The organism is Nocardiopsis nanhaiensis (assembly GCF_054778635.1).
Genome location: NZ_BAAGZJ010000049.1, coordinates 41,566 through 56,002 on the forward strand (window position 1 = coordinate 41,566; position 14,437 = coordinate 56,002).

General features: G+C 72.0%; 12 protein-coding genes. 6 read left to right on the plus strand and 6 right to left on the minus strand.

Going from position 1 to position 14,437, the window contains the following annotated elements; translation table 11 throughout:
- Nucleotides 1-74: 74 nt before the first annotated feature.
- A complete protein-coding gene (locus ACYVD1_RS21850) occupies nt 75-1,037 on the plus strand; it encodes an SDR family NAD(P)-dependent oxidoreductase (protein ID WP_460775939.1) in 963 nt (320 codons plus the stop codon).
- 6 nt (nt 1,038-1,043) lie between these two features.
- On the opposite strand, the gene ACYVD1_RS21855 is transcribed toward ACYVD1_RS21850, so the two are convergent.
- The gene (locus ACYVD1_RS21855; RefSeq protein ID WP_460775941.1) at nt 1,044-1,676 is read right to left on the minus strand and encodes a TetR/AcrR family transcriptional regulator; all 633 of its coding nucleotides are present in this window, start codon (nt 1,674-1,676) and stop codon (nt 1,044-1,046) included.
- Between the two features lie 91 nt (nt 1,677-1,767).
- Here ACYVD1_RS21855 and ACYVD1_RS21860 point away from each other — a divergent pair, with 91 nt between their 5' ends.
- Nucleotides 1,768-5,073 (plus strand): acetyl-CoA carboxylase family protein, encoded by a 3,306-nt coding sequence (locus tag ACYVD1_RS21860; RefSeq protein WP_460775945.1) that lies wholly within the window; start codon nt 1,768-1,770, stop codon nt 5,071-5,073.
- On the opposite strand, the gene ACYVD1_RS21865 is transcribed toward ACYVD1_RS21860, so the two are convergent.
- Entirely contained in the window at nt 4,997-6,247 is a 1,251-nt protein-coding gene (locus ACYVD1_RS21865) for an MFS transporter (RefSeq protein ID WP_460775948.1), read from the minus strand. The genes ACYVD1_RS21860 and ACYVD1_RS21865 overlap by 77 nt on opposite strands.
- Nucleotides 6,248-6,326: 79 nt before the next feature.
- Between ACYVD1_RS21865 and ACYVD1_RS21870 the strand changes: the two genes are divergently transcribed.
- Nucleotides 6,327-6,908, plus strand: coding sequence for a TetR/AcrR family transcriptional regulator (locus ACYVD1_RS21870; RefSeq protein ID WP_460775951.1), 582 nt, complete (start codon nt 6,327-6,329; stop codon nt 6,906-6,908).
- 118 nt (nt 6,909-7,026) lie between these two features.
- Here ACYVD1_RS21870 and ACYVD1_RS21875 read toward each other — a convergent pair whose 3' ends face one another.
- Nucleotides 7,027-7,668, minus strand: a complete 642-nt coding sequence (locus tag ACYVD1_RS21875) for a TetR/AcrR family transcriptional regulator (protein WP_460753687.1) — start codon at nt 7,666-7,668, stop codon at nt 7,027-7,029.
- 256 nt (nt 7,669-7,924) lie between these two features.
- On the opposite strand from ACYVD1_RS21875, the gene ACYVD1_RS21880 reads away from it, so the two are divergent.
- Nucleotides 7,925-9,100 (plus strand): acyl-CoA dehydrogenase family protein, encoded by a 1,176-nt coding sequence (locus ACYVD1_RS21880; protein ID WP_460753684.1) that lies wholly within the window; start codon nt 7,925-7,927, stop codon nt 9,098-9,100.
- An 89-nt stretch (nt 9,101-9,189) separates the two neighbouring features.
- Here the strand turns inward: ACYVD1_RS21880 and ACYVD1_RS21885 are convergent, their stop codons facing one another.
- The gene (locus ACYVD1_RS21885) at nt 9,190-9,564 is read right to left on the minus strand and encodes an FKBP-type peptidyl-prolyl cis-trans isomerase (RefSeq protein ID WP_460753681.1); all 375 of its coding nucleotides are present in this window, start codon (nt 9,562-9,564) and stop codon (nt 9,190-9,192) included.
- A gap of 102 nt (nt 9,565-9,666) precedes the next feature.
- Nucleotides 9,667-10,851 (minus strand): mannose-6-phosphate isomerase, class I, encoded by a 1,185-nt coding sequence (gene manA, locus ACYVD1_RS21890; protein ID WP_460775954.1) that lies wholly within the window; start codon nt 10,849-10,851, stop codon nt 9,667-9,669.
- Nucleotides 10,852-11,249: 398 nt separating this feature from the next.
- On the opposite strand from manA, the gene ACYVD1_RS21895 reads away from it, so the two are divergent.
- A complete protein-coding gene (locus ACYVD1_RS21895; protein WP_460775957.1) occupies nt 11,250-11,747 on the plus strand; it encodes a GNAT family N-acetyltransferase in 498 nt (165 codons plus the stop codon).
- A gap of 36 nt (nt 11,748-11,783) precedes the next feature.
- Here ACYVD1_RS21895 and ACYVD1_RS21900 read toward each other — a convergent pair whose 3' ends face one another.
- Nucleotides 11,784-12,335 (minus strand): TetR/AcrR family transcriptional regulator, encoded by a 552-nt coding sequence (locus ACYVD1_RS21900; protein WP_460775960.1) that lies wholly within the window; start codon nt 12,333-12,335, stop codon nt 11,784-11,786.
- 208 nt (nt 12,336-12,543) lie between these two features.
- Between ACYVD1_RS21900 and ACYVD1_RS21905 the strand changes: the two genes are divergently transcribed.
- On the plus strand, nt 12,544-14,244 hold the full coding sequence (locus tag ACYVD1_RS21905; RefSeq protein ID WP_460775964.1) for an MFS transporter: 1,701 nt from the start codon (nt 12,544-12,546) through the stop codon (nt 14,242-14,244).
- Nucleotides 14,245-14,437 lie beyond the last annotated feature (193 nt).

Sequence of the window (14,437 nt, forward strand, 5' to 3'; positions counted from 1 at the left end):
ACATCGGCGGGGCGGCCCCATGGGCTGGCCAGCTTCTTGACCTGGAGCGCGCTCCACGCCCTAGCGTGAGCCGCATGACCACGAAACAGAGCAAGACCGGTTCCGGCTTCGGGATGCGCAGCACCGCAGCCGAGGTGCTCGAAGGCATCGACCTCACGGACAAGATCGCACTGGTGACCGGCGGATACTCCGGCATCGGGCTGGAGACCACACGGGCCCTCGCGGGGGCGGGTGCCCGCGTGGTCGTCCCTGCGCGCAGGCCTGAACAGGCGAAGGAGGCGCTCACGGGAATCCCGGGTGCGGAGGTCGCCGAGCTAGACCTGGCGGACCTGGAGAGCGTGCGGACCTTCGCGGACACCTTTCCGCACGACCGGATCGACCTGGCGATCAACAACGCCGGGATCATGGCCTGCCCGCACACCGAGGTCGGTCCCGGTTGGGAAGCGCAGTTCGCCGTCAACCACCTGGGGCACTTCGCCCTCGTCAACCGGCTCTGGCCCAGGATCTCCGACGGCGCACGGGTGGTGTCGGTGTCCTCGGGAGGGCACCACGGCTCGGGCATCCGCTGGGACGACCCGTGGTTCACCCGGGGCTACGACCGCTGGGAGGCCTACGGGCAGGCCAAGACCGCGAACGTCCTCTTCGCCGTGCACCTGGACCGGCTCGGCCGTGAGCACGGGGTGCGCGCCTTCTCCCTGCACCCCGGAGCGATCCTCACCCCGTTGCAGCGGCACCTGGCCAAGGAGGAGATGGTCGAGGCCGGGTGGATCGATGAGACGGGCCAGGCGGTCGACCCCACCTTCAAGACGCCCGAGCAGGGCGCCGCCACCCAGGTGTGGGCGGCCACCTCCCCCCAGCTCACGGGCATGGGCGGCCTGTACTGCGAGAACTCCGACATCGCCGAACTCCCCGAGAAGGCCGACCCGGACCGGGGCGAGGGCGGGGTCGCCGCCCACGCCGCGGACCCCGAACAGGCCGCGCGGCTGTGGGCCTGGTCCGCCGAGCTCACCGGAGTGGACGCCTTCGCGCGCCCCTGAACCCGCTCAGCTCCCGCGGTCCCGCTTCTCGGGCAGGCCCAGCAGGCGGACGTACATCGCCGTCAGCTCCCGGGCCGCCCGGTCGCGGTCCTCCGGTGCGGCGGCCAGACCGTCGGCGAACGCGGCGACCATGCCCCCGGCCGCTTGGGCGACCGCCTCCGGCGGGGCCGCCGGGGCCGCCGTGCCCCGTTCGACGAGGCGCCGGGTGTAGCGCGCGGACCGGTGCCGTGGCAGCCCGTGGATCTCCTCCCACAGGGCCCTCATCGCCGGGTCGGCGAGCGACTGGTGCTGCAGCACCGTGATGAACGCCAGGTGTTCGGTGTAGGCGTCCAGGAAGGCCGTGATGGTCGCCGCCGCCACCGCGTGGGGGTCGTCAGCGTCGATTCCGTCGAGCTCCTGGCTGGCCAGGAAGCGGTCCCGGACCAGCCCGGCCAGGACCGCGAACACCTCCTCTTTGGAGGCGAAGTAAACGTAGAAGGTGGCCCGGCCGACCCCCGCCTCGGCGGTGATTCCCGCGACGGTGGTGCGCGCGTAGCCGCTCCGCTCGAACACCCTCCGCGCCGCCGTGAGCAGTGCGGCCCGGGTGGCGCTGTCGGCTCGGTCGTACTTGACGCGGGTCGCCCACTCCTTCTTCTGCATGCGGCCGAGTATTCCAGAACGCCGATCGTTGACATCAGTGTCAACGCGAGTGCAGACTCGGGTCACCCCACCGGTCGAGGAAGGAATCCCCGTGTCCGCACCGTCCCGCCTGCTCGTCGCCAACCGGGGCGAGGTCGCCGTGCGGGTGCTCCGCGCCGCCGCGTTGCTGGGCCTGCGCACCGTCGCCGTGTACTCCGCCGAGGACGCCGGGTCCGCACACGTCCGTCTCGCCGACGAGGCCCGGCCGCTCGGAGCCTCGGGACCGGCCGCCTACCTGGACGCCGAGCGCCTCGTCGCCGTCGCCCAGGAGACCGGGTGCGGGCTGGTCCACCCCGGTTACGGGTTCCTCAGCGAGGACGCCGGCTTCGCCGCGCTGTGCGCCGGGTCCGGTCTGGTCTTCGTCGGCCCCTCACCCGACACCCTCGCCCTGTTCGGTGACAAGGCGCGTGCCCGAGCCCTGGCCGAGAGACTCGACGTCCCCGTCCTGCCCGGCACCACCGGCCCCACTTCCTTGGCGGAGGCCCACACCTTCCTGGAGGAGCTCGGACCCGGCGGGGCGGTTATGGTCAAGGCGCTGGCGGGCGGCGGCGGGCGCGGCATCCGCGCGGTCACGGCCCCGGAAGACCTGGCCTTCGCCTACGAGCGCTGCCGTTCGGAGGCCGAGACCGCGCTGAGCCGCGGCGACCTCTACGTCGAGCAACTTCTGCTGCGGGCCCGGCACGTCGAAGTGCAGGTGATCGGGGATGGAACCGGCGCCGTGACGCACCTGTGGGAGCGCGAGTGCAGCGTCCAGCGCCGCCACCAGAAACTGGTCGAGACCGCTCCCGCTCCGGGTCTGCCCGACGGTCTGCGCACCCGCCTGATCGACGCCGCCCTGGCCCTGGCCCGGAGGGTCTCCTACTCCGGCCTGTGCACCGTCGAGTTCCTCGTCGAGGACACCCCCGACGCCTCCGCCGCGGCCGCCTCCCCCACAGGGGAAGGCGCCCCCGCCTTCCACTTCATCGAGGCCAACCCGCGCCTGCAGGTGGAGCACACCGTCACCGAGGAGGTCACCGGCGTCGACCTGGTCGCCGCCCAGCTCGGGGTCGCCCTGGGCCGCACCCTCGCCGAACAGGACCTCGGCCAGGACTCCGTCCCCGCCCCGCGCGGCTGCGCCGTCCAGGCCCGGGTCAACCTGGAGGCCACCGGCCCAGACGGCTCGGCGTTGCCCACGTCAGGGACGCTGACCGCCTTCGCTCCGCCCACCGGCCCTGGGATCCGGGTGGACACCCACGGCGCGGTCGGGCACAGCGCCGTGGACGGCTTCGACCCGCTGCTGGCCAAGGTGGTCGCGCACGCCCCGCGCGGCGGGCTAAGCGCCGCCGCCGACCTCGCCGACCGCGCCCTGGCCGAGTTCACGGTGACCGGAGCGGAGACCAACACCGCCTTCCTGCGCGCGGTCCTGCGCCACCCGGTCTTCCGATCCGGCAGAGCCACCACCGCCTTCGTGGACGACCACCGCACCGAACTCCGTTCCGAGGCAGCGCGCGACTCCGCGGACGGGACGGTGCACGGCGCGGCCGATGGCCGAGGCCCCGCCGCCGACCACCTGGCCGCGCCCTTCGCCGCGACCGTCGTGTCAGTCGAGGCGGTACCCGGCGACCGGGTGCGGGCCGGAACACCGCTGCTCGTGCTGCAGGCGATGAAGATGGAGCACGTCCTGGCCGCCCCCGTTTCCGGAACGGTCGGCGCGTTCCGCACCGCCGTCGGGGCCGCCGTCGCCGAGGGCGACCCGCTCGTGGGATTCGCCCCGGACGGCGCCGAAGCGCAGGCCGGCCCGGTGGAGGAGGAGGTCGACCCCGACCACATCCGTCCCGACCTCGCCGACGTCCTCGAACGCCACGCCCTCGGTACCGACGAGCGCCGCCCCGACGCCGTGGCCAAACGGCGCCGCCTGGACCGCCGCACCGCCCGGGAGAACATCGCCGACCTGTGCGGGGCGGGCGGATTCACCGAGTACGGCGCGCTCGCCGTCGCCGCCCAGCACGGCCGCCGTTCCGAGGAGGACCTGGCTGCCGGCACCCCCGCCGACGGCATGGTGACCGGGGTGGGCCGGGTCAACGCGGACCGCTTCGACGCCGCCGACTGCGTCGTCATGTCGTACGACTACACGGTGCTGGCCGGGACCCAGGGAGTCATCAACCACCGGAAGACCGACCGCATGCTGGAGGCGGCGCACCGCCGACGGCTGCCGGTCGTACTGTTCGCCGAAGGCGGCGGCGGTCGTCCCGGCGACATCAACCCGAACTCCGCCTCCTCGCTGGACGTCACCACGTTCTCCGCCATGGGCCGCCTCAGCGGACGCGTGCCCACCGTCGGGGTGGCGTCGGGCCGCTGCTTCGCGGGCAACGCCGCCCTCCTGGGCTGCTGCGACGTCGTCATCGCCACCCCCGACGCCACCATCGGTATGGGCGGTCCGGCGATGATCGAGGGCGGCGGCCTGGGCACCTACCGGCCCGAGGAGGTCGGCCCGGTCGGCGTCCAGGAACCCAACGGGGTCATCGACCTGCTCGTCGAGGACGACGGGGCGGCCGTGCGCGCAGCCCGCGACTACCTCTCCTACTTCCAGGGCCCCGTGGATGACTGGGAGGCGGGCGACCAGCGACCGCTCCGCCACGCCGTCCCGGAGAACCGGCTGCGGGTCTACGACGTGCGCCGCGCGATCCACACCCTCGCCGACACCGGGTCCGTCCTGGAGCTGCGTCGCCGCTTCGGCCCGGGCACGGTCACCGCGCTCGTCCGGGTCGAGGGGCGCCCCATGGGCCTGATCGCCAACGACTCCGCCCACCTGGGCGGTGCCATCGACGCCGACGGCGCCGACAAGACCGCCCGTTTCCTGCAGCTGTGCGACGCCCACGGGCTCCCGGTGATCTCCCTGTGCGACACCCCGGGCTTCATGGTCGGCCCGGACTCCGAGCGCACGGCCACCGTCCGGCACTTCTCCCGGCTGTTCGTCATCGGCTCCCAGCTGCGTGTTCCCCTGGTCACCGTGGTGCTGCGCAAGGGGTACGGGCTGGGCGCCCAGGCCATGGCGGGCGGCCACTTCCGGGCTCCCGCGGCCACCCTGGCCTGGCCCACCGGCGAGGTCGGCCCGATGGGCCTGGAGGGCGCGGTCCGGCTGGGCTTCCGCCGCGAGCTGGAGGCGATCGAGGCCCCCGATGAGCGCGCCGCCACCTTCGACGCGATCCTCGCCGAGGCCTACCGGCGCGGCAAGGCCACCAACGCAGCCGCCGTGTTCGAGCTGGACGACGTCATCGACCCCGCCGACACCCGGCGGTGGATCACTGCGGCCCTCGCCGAGGGGCCCGGGCGCGCGCCCCGCCACGAGGCACCGACCCGGTACGTCGACCCCTGGTGACCGCCAGGGCCAGGACCAGACCGGAAGCGGCCGACAGGGCCGCGGCCACCGGCACCAGTCCGGCGCTGACGGCCACGGCGAGGCCGCCGACCACCCCGCCGAGCGCCGCACCCACGTACACGGCGCTGCTGAGCACCGCCATCGCCTGGGCTGCTGCCCGCTGCCCGACCCGCTCCAGGGTCAGCGCCTGGACCGTGGTCGGCACCGCCCACGCCGCCGTCGACCAGCACACGAGGAGCACGGCGGCCACCCCGATCGGCACCGGCCCGGCCTGCCAGAGGAGCGCGAAGGCGGCCATCGTCGCGCAGAAGGCCCCGCAGGCCAGCCCGAAGGCCCACCGGGCACCGACCCGGTCGGCCAGGCGCCCCGCGCACAGGGTGCCCGCCACGCCGCCGACACCCGAGGCCACCAGCAGGGCGGCCAACTGGTGCGGGGTCACCCCGGACAGCGCGGCGAGGAAGGGCGCCAGGTAGGTCTGGAAGGCCAGGTTGCCCGCGACCACCAGGACGGTGACCGCCAGCAGGCCCAGGACGGCGGGGTTGAGCAGGGGGCGCAGCACGGTCCCCGGCCGCTCGGGGACCGCGGCAGCGCCCCCGTCCCCGTGGCCAGTTCGTGACTGCTCAGTTCGCGGTAGGGAGCGGGCCACCAAGACCAGCGCGAGCACGCCGAGCAGGCCGCAGAAGACGAACGTGGCCTGCCAGCCGAAGGCGGCACCGATCCACGTCCCGGCGGGCACACCCAGCAGGACCGCACCGGTCAATCCGGTCATCACCGTGGCCAGGTAGCGTCCCCTGCGCTCCCCCGGCGCCCGGGTGGTGGCCGCGGCCAGGGCTGCGGGGAGCACGACGGCGGCGGACAGCGCGGCGATCACCCGCAGCCCCACCAAGAGGGGGAAGTCGTCCACCCACGGGACCACCAGGTTGGCGGGGATGAACACGGCCAGGGCCGCCAGGAGAACGCGCCGCAGCGGCAGCCGGGCGAGGAGGACCGCCCAGAGCGGGGCGGTGCACGCGTAGACCAGCGAGTAGACGGTGACCAGCTGGCCGGCGACCGCTTCGGAGACCCCGGTGTCCGAAGCGATCGCCGGGAGGACCCCGATGACGATGAAGTCGTCGGTCTGCACGGCGAAGGCCGACAGGGCGAGGGCGAGGAGCCAGACGGGAAGGGTGCGCATCCAATAAAGGTAACAAACGTTACCCTTATGCTTGTGCCAGAGTTGGGGCACTACCAGCGTTGGGGACAAGGAGGCGCACATGCCCCGGAAAGCCGATCCGGCGCGCCGCCGCGAGGTCCTCGACGCCGTCATCGAGCAGCTCGCGCACACCGGGATCGCCGGGTTCACCCTGCGCGGCCTCGCCCAGGGCCTGGGACAGAGCACGCGTGTGCTCACCCACCACTTCACCGACCGGGAGGACCTGCTCACCGCGGTCCTGGCCCGCCTGGACGAACGCCAACACCGGGCCCTGCGCGCCACAGAGGGATGGGCGGACCCGGCGGTCCCGGTCAGCGACGTCGTCCGCGACGCCTGGCGGCGCAACCTCGAGGACGAACCGCACATGACGCGGCTCATCCGGGAGATCGAAGGGCTCGCCGCCGCCGGGCGGCTACCGGCCCCCAGCGCGGATTTCGTCCGCGGCCGCGCGGAGTTCGTCGCCTCCTGCCTGAGCTTGCGCGGGGCACCGGCCGACCAGGCCCTCACCCTGGCCACCCTGTTGAACTCGGCCTTCTCCGGCCTGGAAGCCGACTACCTCGCCACCGGCGACCGGGACCGCACCGAGGCGGCGCTCGACCGGCTCTGCGCCTGGGTCGACAGCCAGGCACACGCGCTGCGCTGAGCGGCGACGGCAGCGGCAGCGGCAGCGGCAGCGGCAGCGGCAGCGGCAGCGGCAGCGGCAGCGGCAGCGGCAGCGGCAGCGAACCAATCCGAACCGTTCACCCGCCCCAGCCGACGGCTCAGTCCTCGACCGGGACCCGGACCCTCTTGAAGACGGGGACCAGCCCGTCGAGGAAGGCCGTGAGCGCCAGCTCGAAACTGTCCTCGTCGATCTCCGCGGCGACCTCCGCCAGCCGGTGGGCCTGCGACAGGTTGGGATAGCGGTCCTGGTAGACCCACACGTCGTCGTCGAACCCGCGCGCGAAGGAGTTGGTGGCGGCACCCACCACGAGGTACTTGGTGGAGGCCCCGATCATCGTGGCGTAGCGGGGCGGCCAGCCCGCGCCCACGAGCCCGCCGTGCACGGCGTCGGCCCGGCGCAGGGCCTCCTCTCGCCGACCCGGACCGGCGGCGATCACCGGGAGGAGGTTCGGGTGCTCGTCCAGGGCCGCACGGTAGGAACGGGCCCAGACGGCCAGGCCCTCACGCCAGTCGCCGCCGTCGAAACCGGTGACGTCGATACGCGTGGTGACGACCTCGGCGACATCGCTGAGCAACTCCTCCTTGGTGCGGTAGTGGCTGTACAGCGAGGCGGCCTGTACGGCCAGCTCCTGGGCGAGTCTGCGCATGGACAGCTTCTCGAGCCCGTCCCGGTCGATGAGCGTGAGCGCGGACTCCCGGATCGCGGGTTTGCTCAGGATCGGGGTCTTGGGTCGGGCCACGGAAAGGTTCCTCTTCTGCAGTACGCCGTCACGTGCCGGTCCGTCCGGCGTTCGCGCTGATCATCGCATGACCGCTCTCCGCATTCTGCCGTCTTGCGGATCAGCGGGACCGGCCGGGTCAGCGGTTGCGCCGAGCCGACCCGGGATCGGTGCTTTCACCTGCACACCCGCACGGTTCACCTCATCCCTTGCGTGGGCGGCCAGGAACACCGTACCCTCAAGTAACCGAACAGCGTTAGGTTAAATGGGAGCAACCGTGATCGATTTCTCACTGAGCGAAGAGCAGCGCGCCGTCCAAGGGTGGGTGCGGACCTTCGTCGAGCGGGAGCTCATGCCGCTGGAGAACGACGTGCTGCGCCGCGAGCGCGAAGGCCACCCGCCCGGCCTGACCCACGAGGAGAGCACCCGCCTGCGCGCCCTGGCACGCAAGTCGGACTTCTGGGGCGTGGCCACCCCGGAGGAGTACGGGGGCATGGGCCTGGACCCGGTCAGCGAAGCCATCATCGAGATCGAGCTCGGCCGGACCTTCCTCACCTTCAAGTTCGGCGGCGAGGCCGACAACATCCTCTACTACGCCAACGAGGAACAGCGGAAGCGCTACCTCCTCCCCACCATCGAGGGCGAGCGCAAGTCCTGCTTCGCCATCACCGAACCCGGCGCGGGCTCCGACGCCAAGGCCATCCGGGCCAAGGCGGTCCGCGACGGCGACGAATGGGTGATCAACGGCGAGAAGACCTTCATCACCGGCGGCAACGAGGCCGACTTCGCCCTCGTCTTCGCGGTCACCGACCAGGAGAAGGGCGCCAACGGCGGCGTGACCTGCTTCCTCGTCGACCGCGACATGGGGTGGACCTCCGAGCCCATCGACACCATGGGCGAGCGCCGCCCCGCGTCCCTGATCTTCCAGGACGTGCGCGTACCGCACGAGAACGTCCTCGGTGAGGAGGGGCAGGGCTTCGCCCTCGCCATGAAGTGGATCGGCAAGGGCCGCTACCTACTGCCCGCCCGCGCGCTGGGCGGCTGCGAGCGCCTGCTCGACATGGCCCTCGACTACGCGAAGACCCGCGAGACCTTCGGCGCCCCCATCGCCGACCGGCAGGCCATCCAGTGGATGATCGCCGACTCCCAGACCGAGATCGAGGCCCTGCGCCTGCTGGTGCTGCACGCGGCCTGGCAGGTCGCCGAGGGCAAGGACTCCCGGCACGCGCAGTCGATCGCCAAGCTGTTCGGCGGTGTGAAGGCCAACGAGATCGTCGACCGCGTCATGCAGATCCACGGCGGCATGGGTTACACCCGCGAACTGCCGATCGAGCGCTTCTACCGCGACGTCCGGCTGCTGCGCATCTTCGAGGGCACCGACGAGATCCAGCGCCGCACCATCGCCCGCGACCTGCTCAAGGGCCATGTAAAGGTGGGCGCAACCCTCGGGTAGGGAGCGGGACAGTTCAAGGGCCCGTGTCGAACGTGGGAGCTCGGCACGGGCCCTTGCTATATCTGCTGACCTCAGGGCCAGCCGACGGGTTAGTTGACGTCGACCAGGTCGACGACGAACACCAGGGTCTCCCCCGGCTTGATGACGCCGCCGGCGCCGCGGTCGCCGTAGGCGAGGTGCGGCGGGATGACCAGCTGACGGCGGCCGCCGACGCGCATGCCCAGGACACCCTGGTCCCAGCCGGGGATGACCTGGCCGGAGCCCAGGCGGAAGGTCAGCGGCTCACCGCGGTTCCAGCTGGCGTCGAACTCCTCGCCGGTGGAGTGGGCGACGCCCACGTACTGCAGGCTGACGGTCTTGCCGTGCCCGGCCTGGTCGCCCTCGCCGACCTGGATGTCGGTGATCTGCAGGTCCGAGGGCGCCGGGCCCTCGATGAAGTCGATCTCAGGACGCTCAAGCGCCATGGTGGGGTCCCCTCGTTGAGTGACGGAAACTGGAGGGGCCCAGGTTATCGCTGACGACCAGTGTTCCCCGACGTCAGCGGTCAGTGGTTCCGACGCCGACCGTCAGTGGTCCCCGACGGTCGCGGCGACCACGTGGCCGTGGCCCTCGACCTTGATGGGCCCGCTGTCGGCCTGGACGAAGACGGACTCCCCGCGCCGCAGGGCCATCCCCTCACCGACCTCCGGGACCAGCTCCACACTGCCGTGCAGGGCCAGGACCACGGTGGGACCGTCACCGGGCAAGTGGGCGGTTATGCGGCCGGGACCGATCTCGTGCAGGGCGAACTCCGGGGCCGCCGGGCGGAACTCCCGGCGGCCGTCGAGGAAACCCGGCTGCGCGTAGGGGATGGGCAGCACGGAGAAGTCCACCACGTCGAGCAGCTCGGGGGCGTCGACGTGCTTGGCGGTCAGGCCGGCGCGGAGCACGTTGTCGGAGCTGGCCATCACCTCCACGGCGGTCCCTTGGAGGTAGGCGTGCAGGTTCCCCGCGGGGAGGAACAGGGCCTGGCCCGGCCACAGGGTGACCCGGTTGAGGAGCAGGGAGGCGACGGCGCCCGGGTCGCCGGGGTAGCGCTCGGCCAGGTCCACGACGATGTCGGCGTGGGCTCCGCGCCTGCCGCGGCCGGACCACTCCCGGACGAACGCGCCGATCATCCGGCAGCGGTCGGACTCGGGCAGGCTCAGCAGCCGGGTGAGCGCGGCGCGGAGCGCGGCGTGGTCGTCGGAGACGGACAGGTCCTCGCGCAGCCGGGTGGCGAGTTCGCTGCGCAGCCCCTCGAGGTCGGCGACGGTGGCGGCGGGCTCGCGGAAGCCGCACAGCGCCTCGAAGGGTTCCAGGGCGAGGAGCAGTTCGGGCTTGTGATGCGGATCCCGGTAGTTGCGGTGCGGTGCGTCGACCGGGATCCCGGCACGTTCCTCGGACTCGTAGCCGGATCGCGCCCGGGCGGCGTCCGGGTGCACCTGCAGGGACAGCGGTGCCTCGGCTGCCAGGTATTTGAGCAGGTACGGCAGGCGGGCCCCGAAGCGCTCCGCGGTCCTCGGGCCGAGCACGCGGTGGGGATCGGCCGCGATCAGCCCGGGCAGTGACGTGGAGCCGTCTTCGCAGTGAGCGGTGCTGGGCGCTCCGTGGTGGGCCCCCAGCCACAGTTCGGCCTGGGGTGTGCCGTCGGGCTCGGTCCCCAGCAGACGCGGGATGGCAGCGCGTGCTCCCCAGGCGTACGGCCGTACCCGGTTGGTGAGCCTGTGCATCCGCTCCCCGCTTTCCCGTCTGCGTGTGCGCACCCCGAGGACGTTCCGGCGAGGATAGGACAAGTCTCGCGAAGAGAAGTCACCTGGTCGACACGGCACGCCCCACTCCTCGCGGTCGCGCCCACCTTGCCAGGTGAGCGGGCCTCCGACTGTCCTGCTGGTCCGGTTACGGCAACGAAGTTACTCGGAAGTAAACCACGTTCCGGGACACGTGAACAGCACCACATCGTCTCCTTCCAGAGACAACCTCGGACTCCCCGGGGACAACGGCCCCCGCACCGGACCAGGACCTACTGCCACTGCCCTTCGCCGAACGGAAAAGCAGGTGCGTCCGAGGGCGCGTGGCCGCTAGTCTGCCGCCATCCCGCGACTTCCAGGAACGACGAGGAGACCGGCCTGTGCGCCTACGACAGGGAGGCCCCGAGGACACCTCCGAGATTCTGCGGATGTTCGACGAGGCGGTCGCGTGGCTGACCGAGCGGGGATCCGCGCAACAGTGGGGAAGCCGCCCGTGGTCGGAGATCCCCGAACGGGTGGACCTGGTCCGGGGGCTCGCTTCGAAGGGCCTCTGGATAGCCGAGGCCGACGGCGCCGTCGCGGGCACCCTGGCCATCAGCGAGGGCGCTCCCGAGTACGCCCCGCCCGCCGGTGAACGCGAACTCTACGTGCGCTGGCTCCTGGTCGACCGTGCCCACACCGGCCGCAACGTGGGCGGAAGGCTGCTCGACCACGCCAGGCAGCGGGCGCGGGAGCTGGGGATCAACCTGGTGCGGGTGGACTGCTGGTCCGGCGGTGACGGCGCGCTGATCCGCTACTACGAGGGCCAGGGATTCACCCCGACCGTGCGCGTTCCCGTGAAGGACAAGGAAGTCCAGGTGTTCGAGGACCGGCTCTGATGCGGGAACCGGCTCTGACCCGCCCCGCACCCCGGGTCAGCGTTCGCGGCGCACCCGGTCCGAGGCCTCGACAAGGCGGTCGATCACCTGGCTCGTGAGTTCGGGGTCGGGCTGGCCGAGCCCCGCGATCGAGGACATGTACATGCCGTCCCCGGCCAGGCGGATGGTCTCCGCCAGGACCGGATCGGTGAGTTCGGCGTGCAAGAGCTCGCCCCAGCGGTCGAACAGCTCCTTGACCAGGGTGGCGGCCTCCGGGGGGATGTCCTCCTTGCTGCGCAGGGCGGCGATGACCGCCCAGTAGAGCTCCCTCTCCTGGGTGCTCTGCGGCAGCGACGTGCGCAGGAAGTACCGGACCACGCCCTCCTCGCTCACCACCGCTTCCTGGAACTCCTCCTCGGCCATGGCGCGGATGCGCTCCATGAGGCCGACCATCATGGCCGCCTTGGAGGGGAAGTGGTAGAGCAGTCCTCCCTTGGACACTTCAGCGGTGCGGGCCACCAGCTCCAGGGTCACGGAAGAGTAGCCGTCGCTGATCAGGATGTCCTGCAGGGCGTCGAGGATGCGGTCGCGCGTATTCGAAGTGCTCACGATTGACACTGTACCGGCCGGACGGTACTGTACCGTCCGGACGGTTGAAGAGTCCCGCAGTGGGCCCAGAGCCCGCTCGGTCGACCAGACTTCCCGTCCGGCCCGGACAGCTCCACAGCCCCCACCGGGCCCCTCCGCGCCCTCATGCCGAGCGGCGCACAAACACGTCATCCGATACGGCAACCACGCGAACCGATACGAGGGAAAGATGAGTTCCGCCAAGGCCGGAAACGGCTCCAACCGCGCGCACCGGGGCGACGGCGGCCCGCCCGCGCTCGCCGGCCCGCGCGAATGGGCCGCGCTCGCGGTCCTGGTCCTACCGGTGGTCCTGATCTCGGTCGACATGACCGTGCTCGGGTTCGCCGTGCCAGCCCTGAGCGAGGCCCTGAGCCCCACCGCCGGCCAGCTGCTGTGGATCATCGACATCTACGGCTTCATCCTGGCCGGGCTGCTGATCACGATGGGTTCGCTCGGTGACCGGATCGGACGCCGACGCCTGCTCATGATCGGGTCGGCCGCCTTCGGCGCGGCCTCCCTGTTGGCCGCCTTCGCGCCCACCGCCGAGATCCTGATCGTCGCCCGGGCCCTGCTGGGTGTGGCGGGCGCCTCCCTGATGCCCTCGACCCTGTCCCTGCTGCGCAACATCTTCCTGGACCCGCGCCAGCGCCTGCTCGCGATCGCGATCTGGGCCTCCGGGTTCTCCGGCGGCGCCGCACTCGGCCCGGTCCTTGGCGGATGGCTCCTGGAGCACTTCTTCTGGGGCTCGGTCTTCCTGATCAACCTGCCCGTGATGGCGCTGATCCTGGTACTCGTGCCGCTGCTGGTGCGTGAGTCGCGCAACCCCGACTCCGGCCGGATCGACATGCTCAGCGTCGTGCTGTCCCTGGGCGCCATGCTGCCCGCCGTCTACGGCATCAAGAAGCTGGCAACCGGCGGCTTCGACGCCGTGTCCATCGTCTCGCTCGTGGTCGGCCTGGCCCTGGGGTACCTGTTCGTCCGCCGGCAGCAGAAGCTCAGCGACCCGCTGATCGACGTGGACCTGTTCCGGTCCCGCGTGTTCAGCGTGGCCGTGGCCACCAACCTGATGATCGTGTTCTCGATGGTCGGCTCGCTGTTCTTCCTCACCCAGTACCTCCAGCTGGTGCTCGGCGTCTCGCCGATGCGCGCCGGCCTGGTGCTGGTCCCCGGACTGATCCTGTCGATCATCGCCGGTCTGGTCGCCGCCCGGGTGGCCCGCCACCTGAGCCTGGCCGTCGTGATCGGGGTGTCCCTGATCGTGACCGCCTCGGGTTTCGCCACCCTGGTGCTCACCCCGGCCGACAACGTCACGCAGGGCGTCGTGCTCGTGGGTACGGCCTTCGCCCTGATCACCCTGGGCACCGGCTTCGCCGAGACCCTCACCAACGGCGCGATCATGTCGGCCGCGCCGCCCAAGCGGGCCGGTGCCGCCTCCGCGATCTCCGAGACCGCCTACGAGATGGGCGGTGCGCTGGGTGTCGCGGTACTGGGCAGTGTCCTGACCGCGTTCTACCGGAGCCACCTCACCGAGGTCGACGAGGCACCGGCCGCCGCGAACGCCGCCGCCAAGGAGACCCTGGGCGGGGCCGCCAACGCCGCCGAGGACGTCGGCGGTGCGGCCGGTACCGCGCTGATGGACTCCGCGCAGCTGGCGTTCACCGACGGTATGCACCTGACCTCGGCCATCGCTGCGGGGATCGTGCTCGTGGCCGCCGTCCAGGCCTGGTTCCTGCTGCGCGGCCGGGGCAACCCCGCCGTGGAGACGCCCGCGGCCGAGGTGGTCCGCCACGAGACGCCCGGCACGGCCCCGGAAACTGAGGGTGCCAAGAGCACCGAGAGCGCCCCGGCGTCCGCCTCCGCCAGCGGAGGCAGCGCGCAGGAGGAGCTATAGCGGCAGCTGACGTCAGGCCCCCGAGGGACACCCTTCGGGGGCCGACGTGTGTCTGCGGCTGATCGGCCCGTGGTCGCCCCGGTGGGGCCAGTGGGGGCCCTGGGGCCGGTGGGGCCTCACGGCAGGGACAGGAGCTCCACCTCGCCGCCGGACCAGCCCGGCGGCACCACCGCGAAGGCCTCGGCCAGGGCGG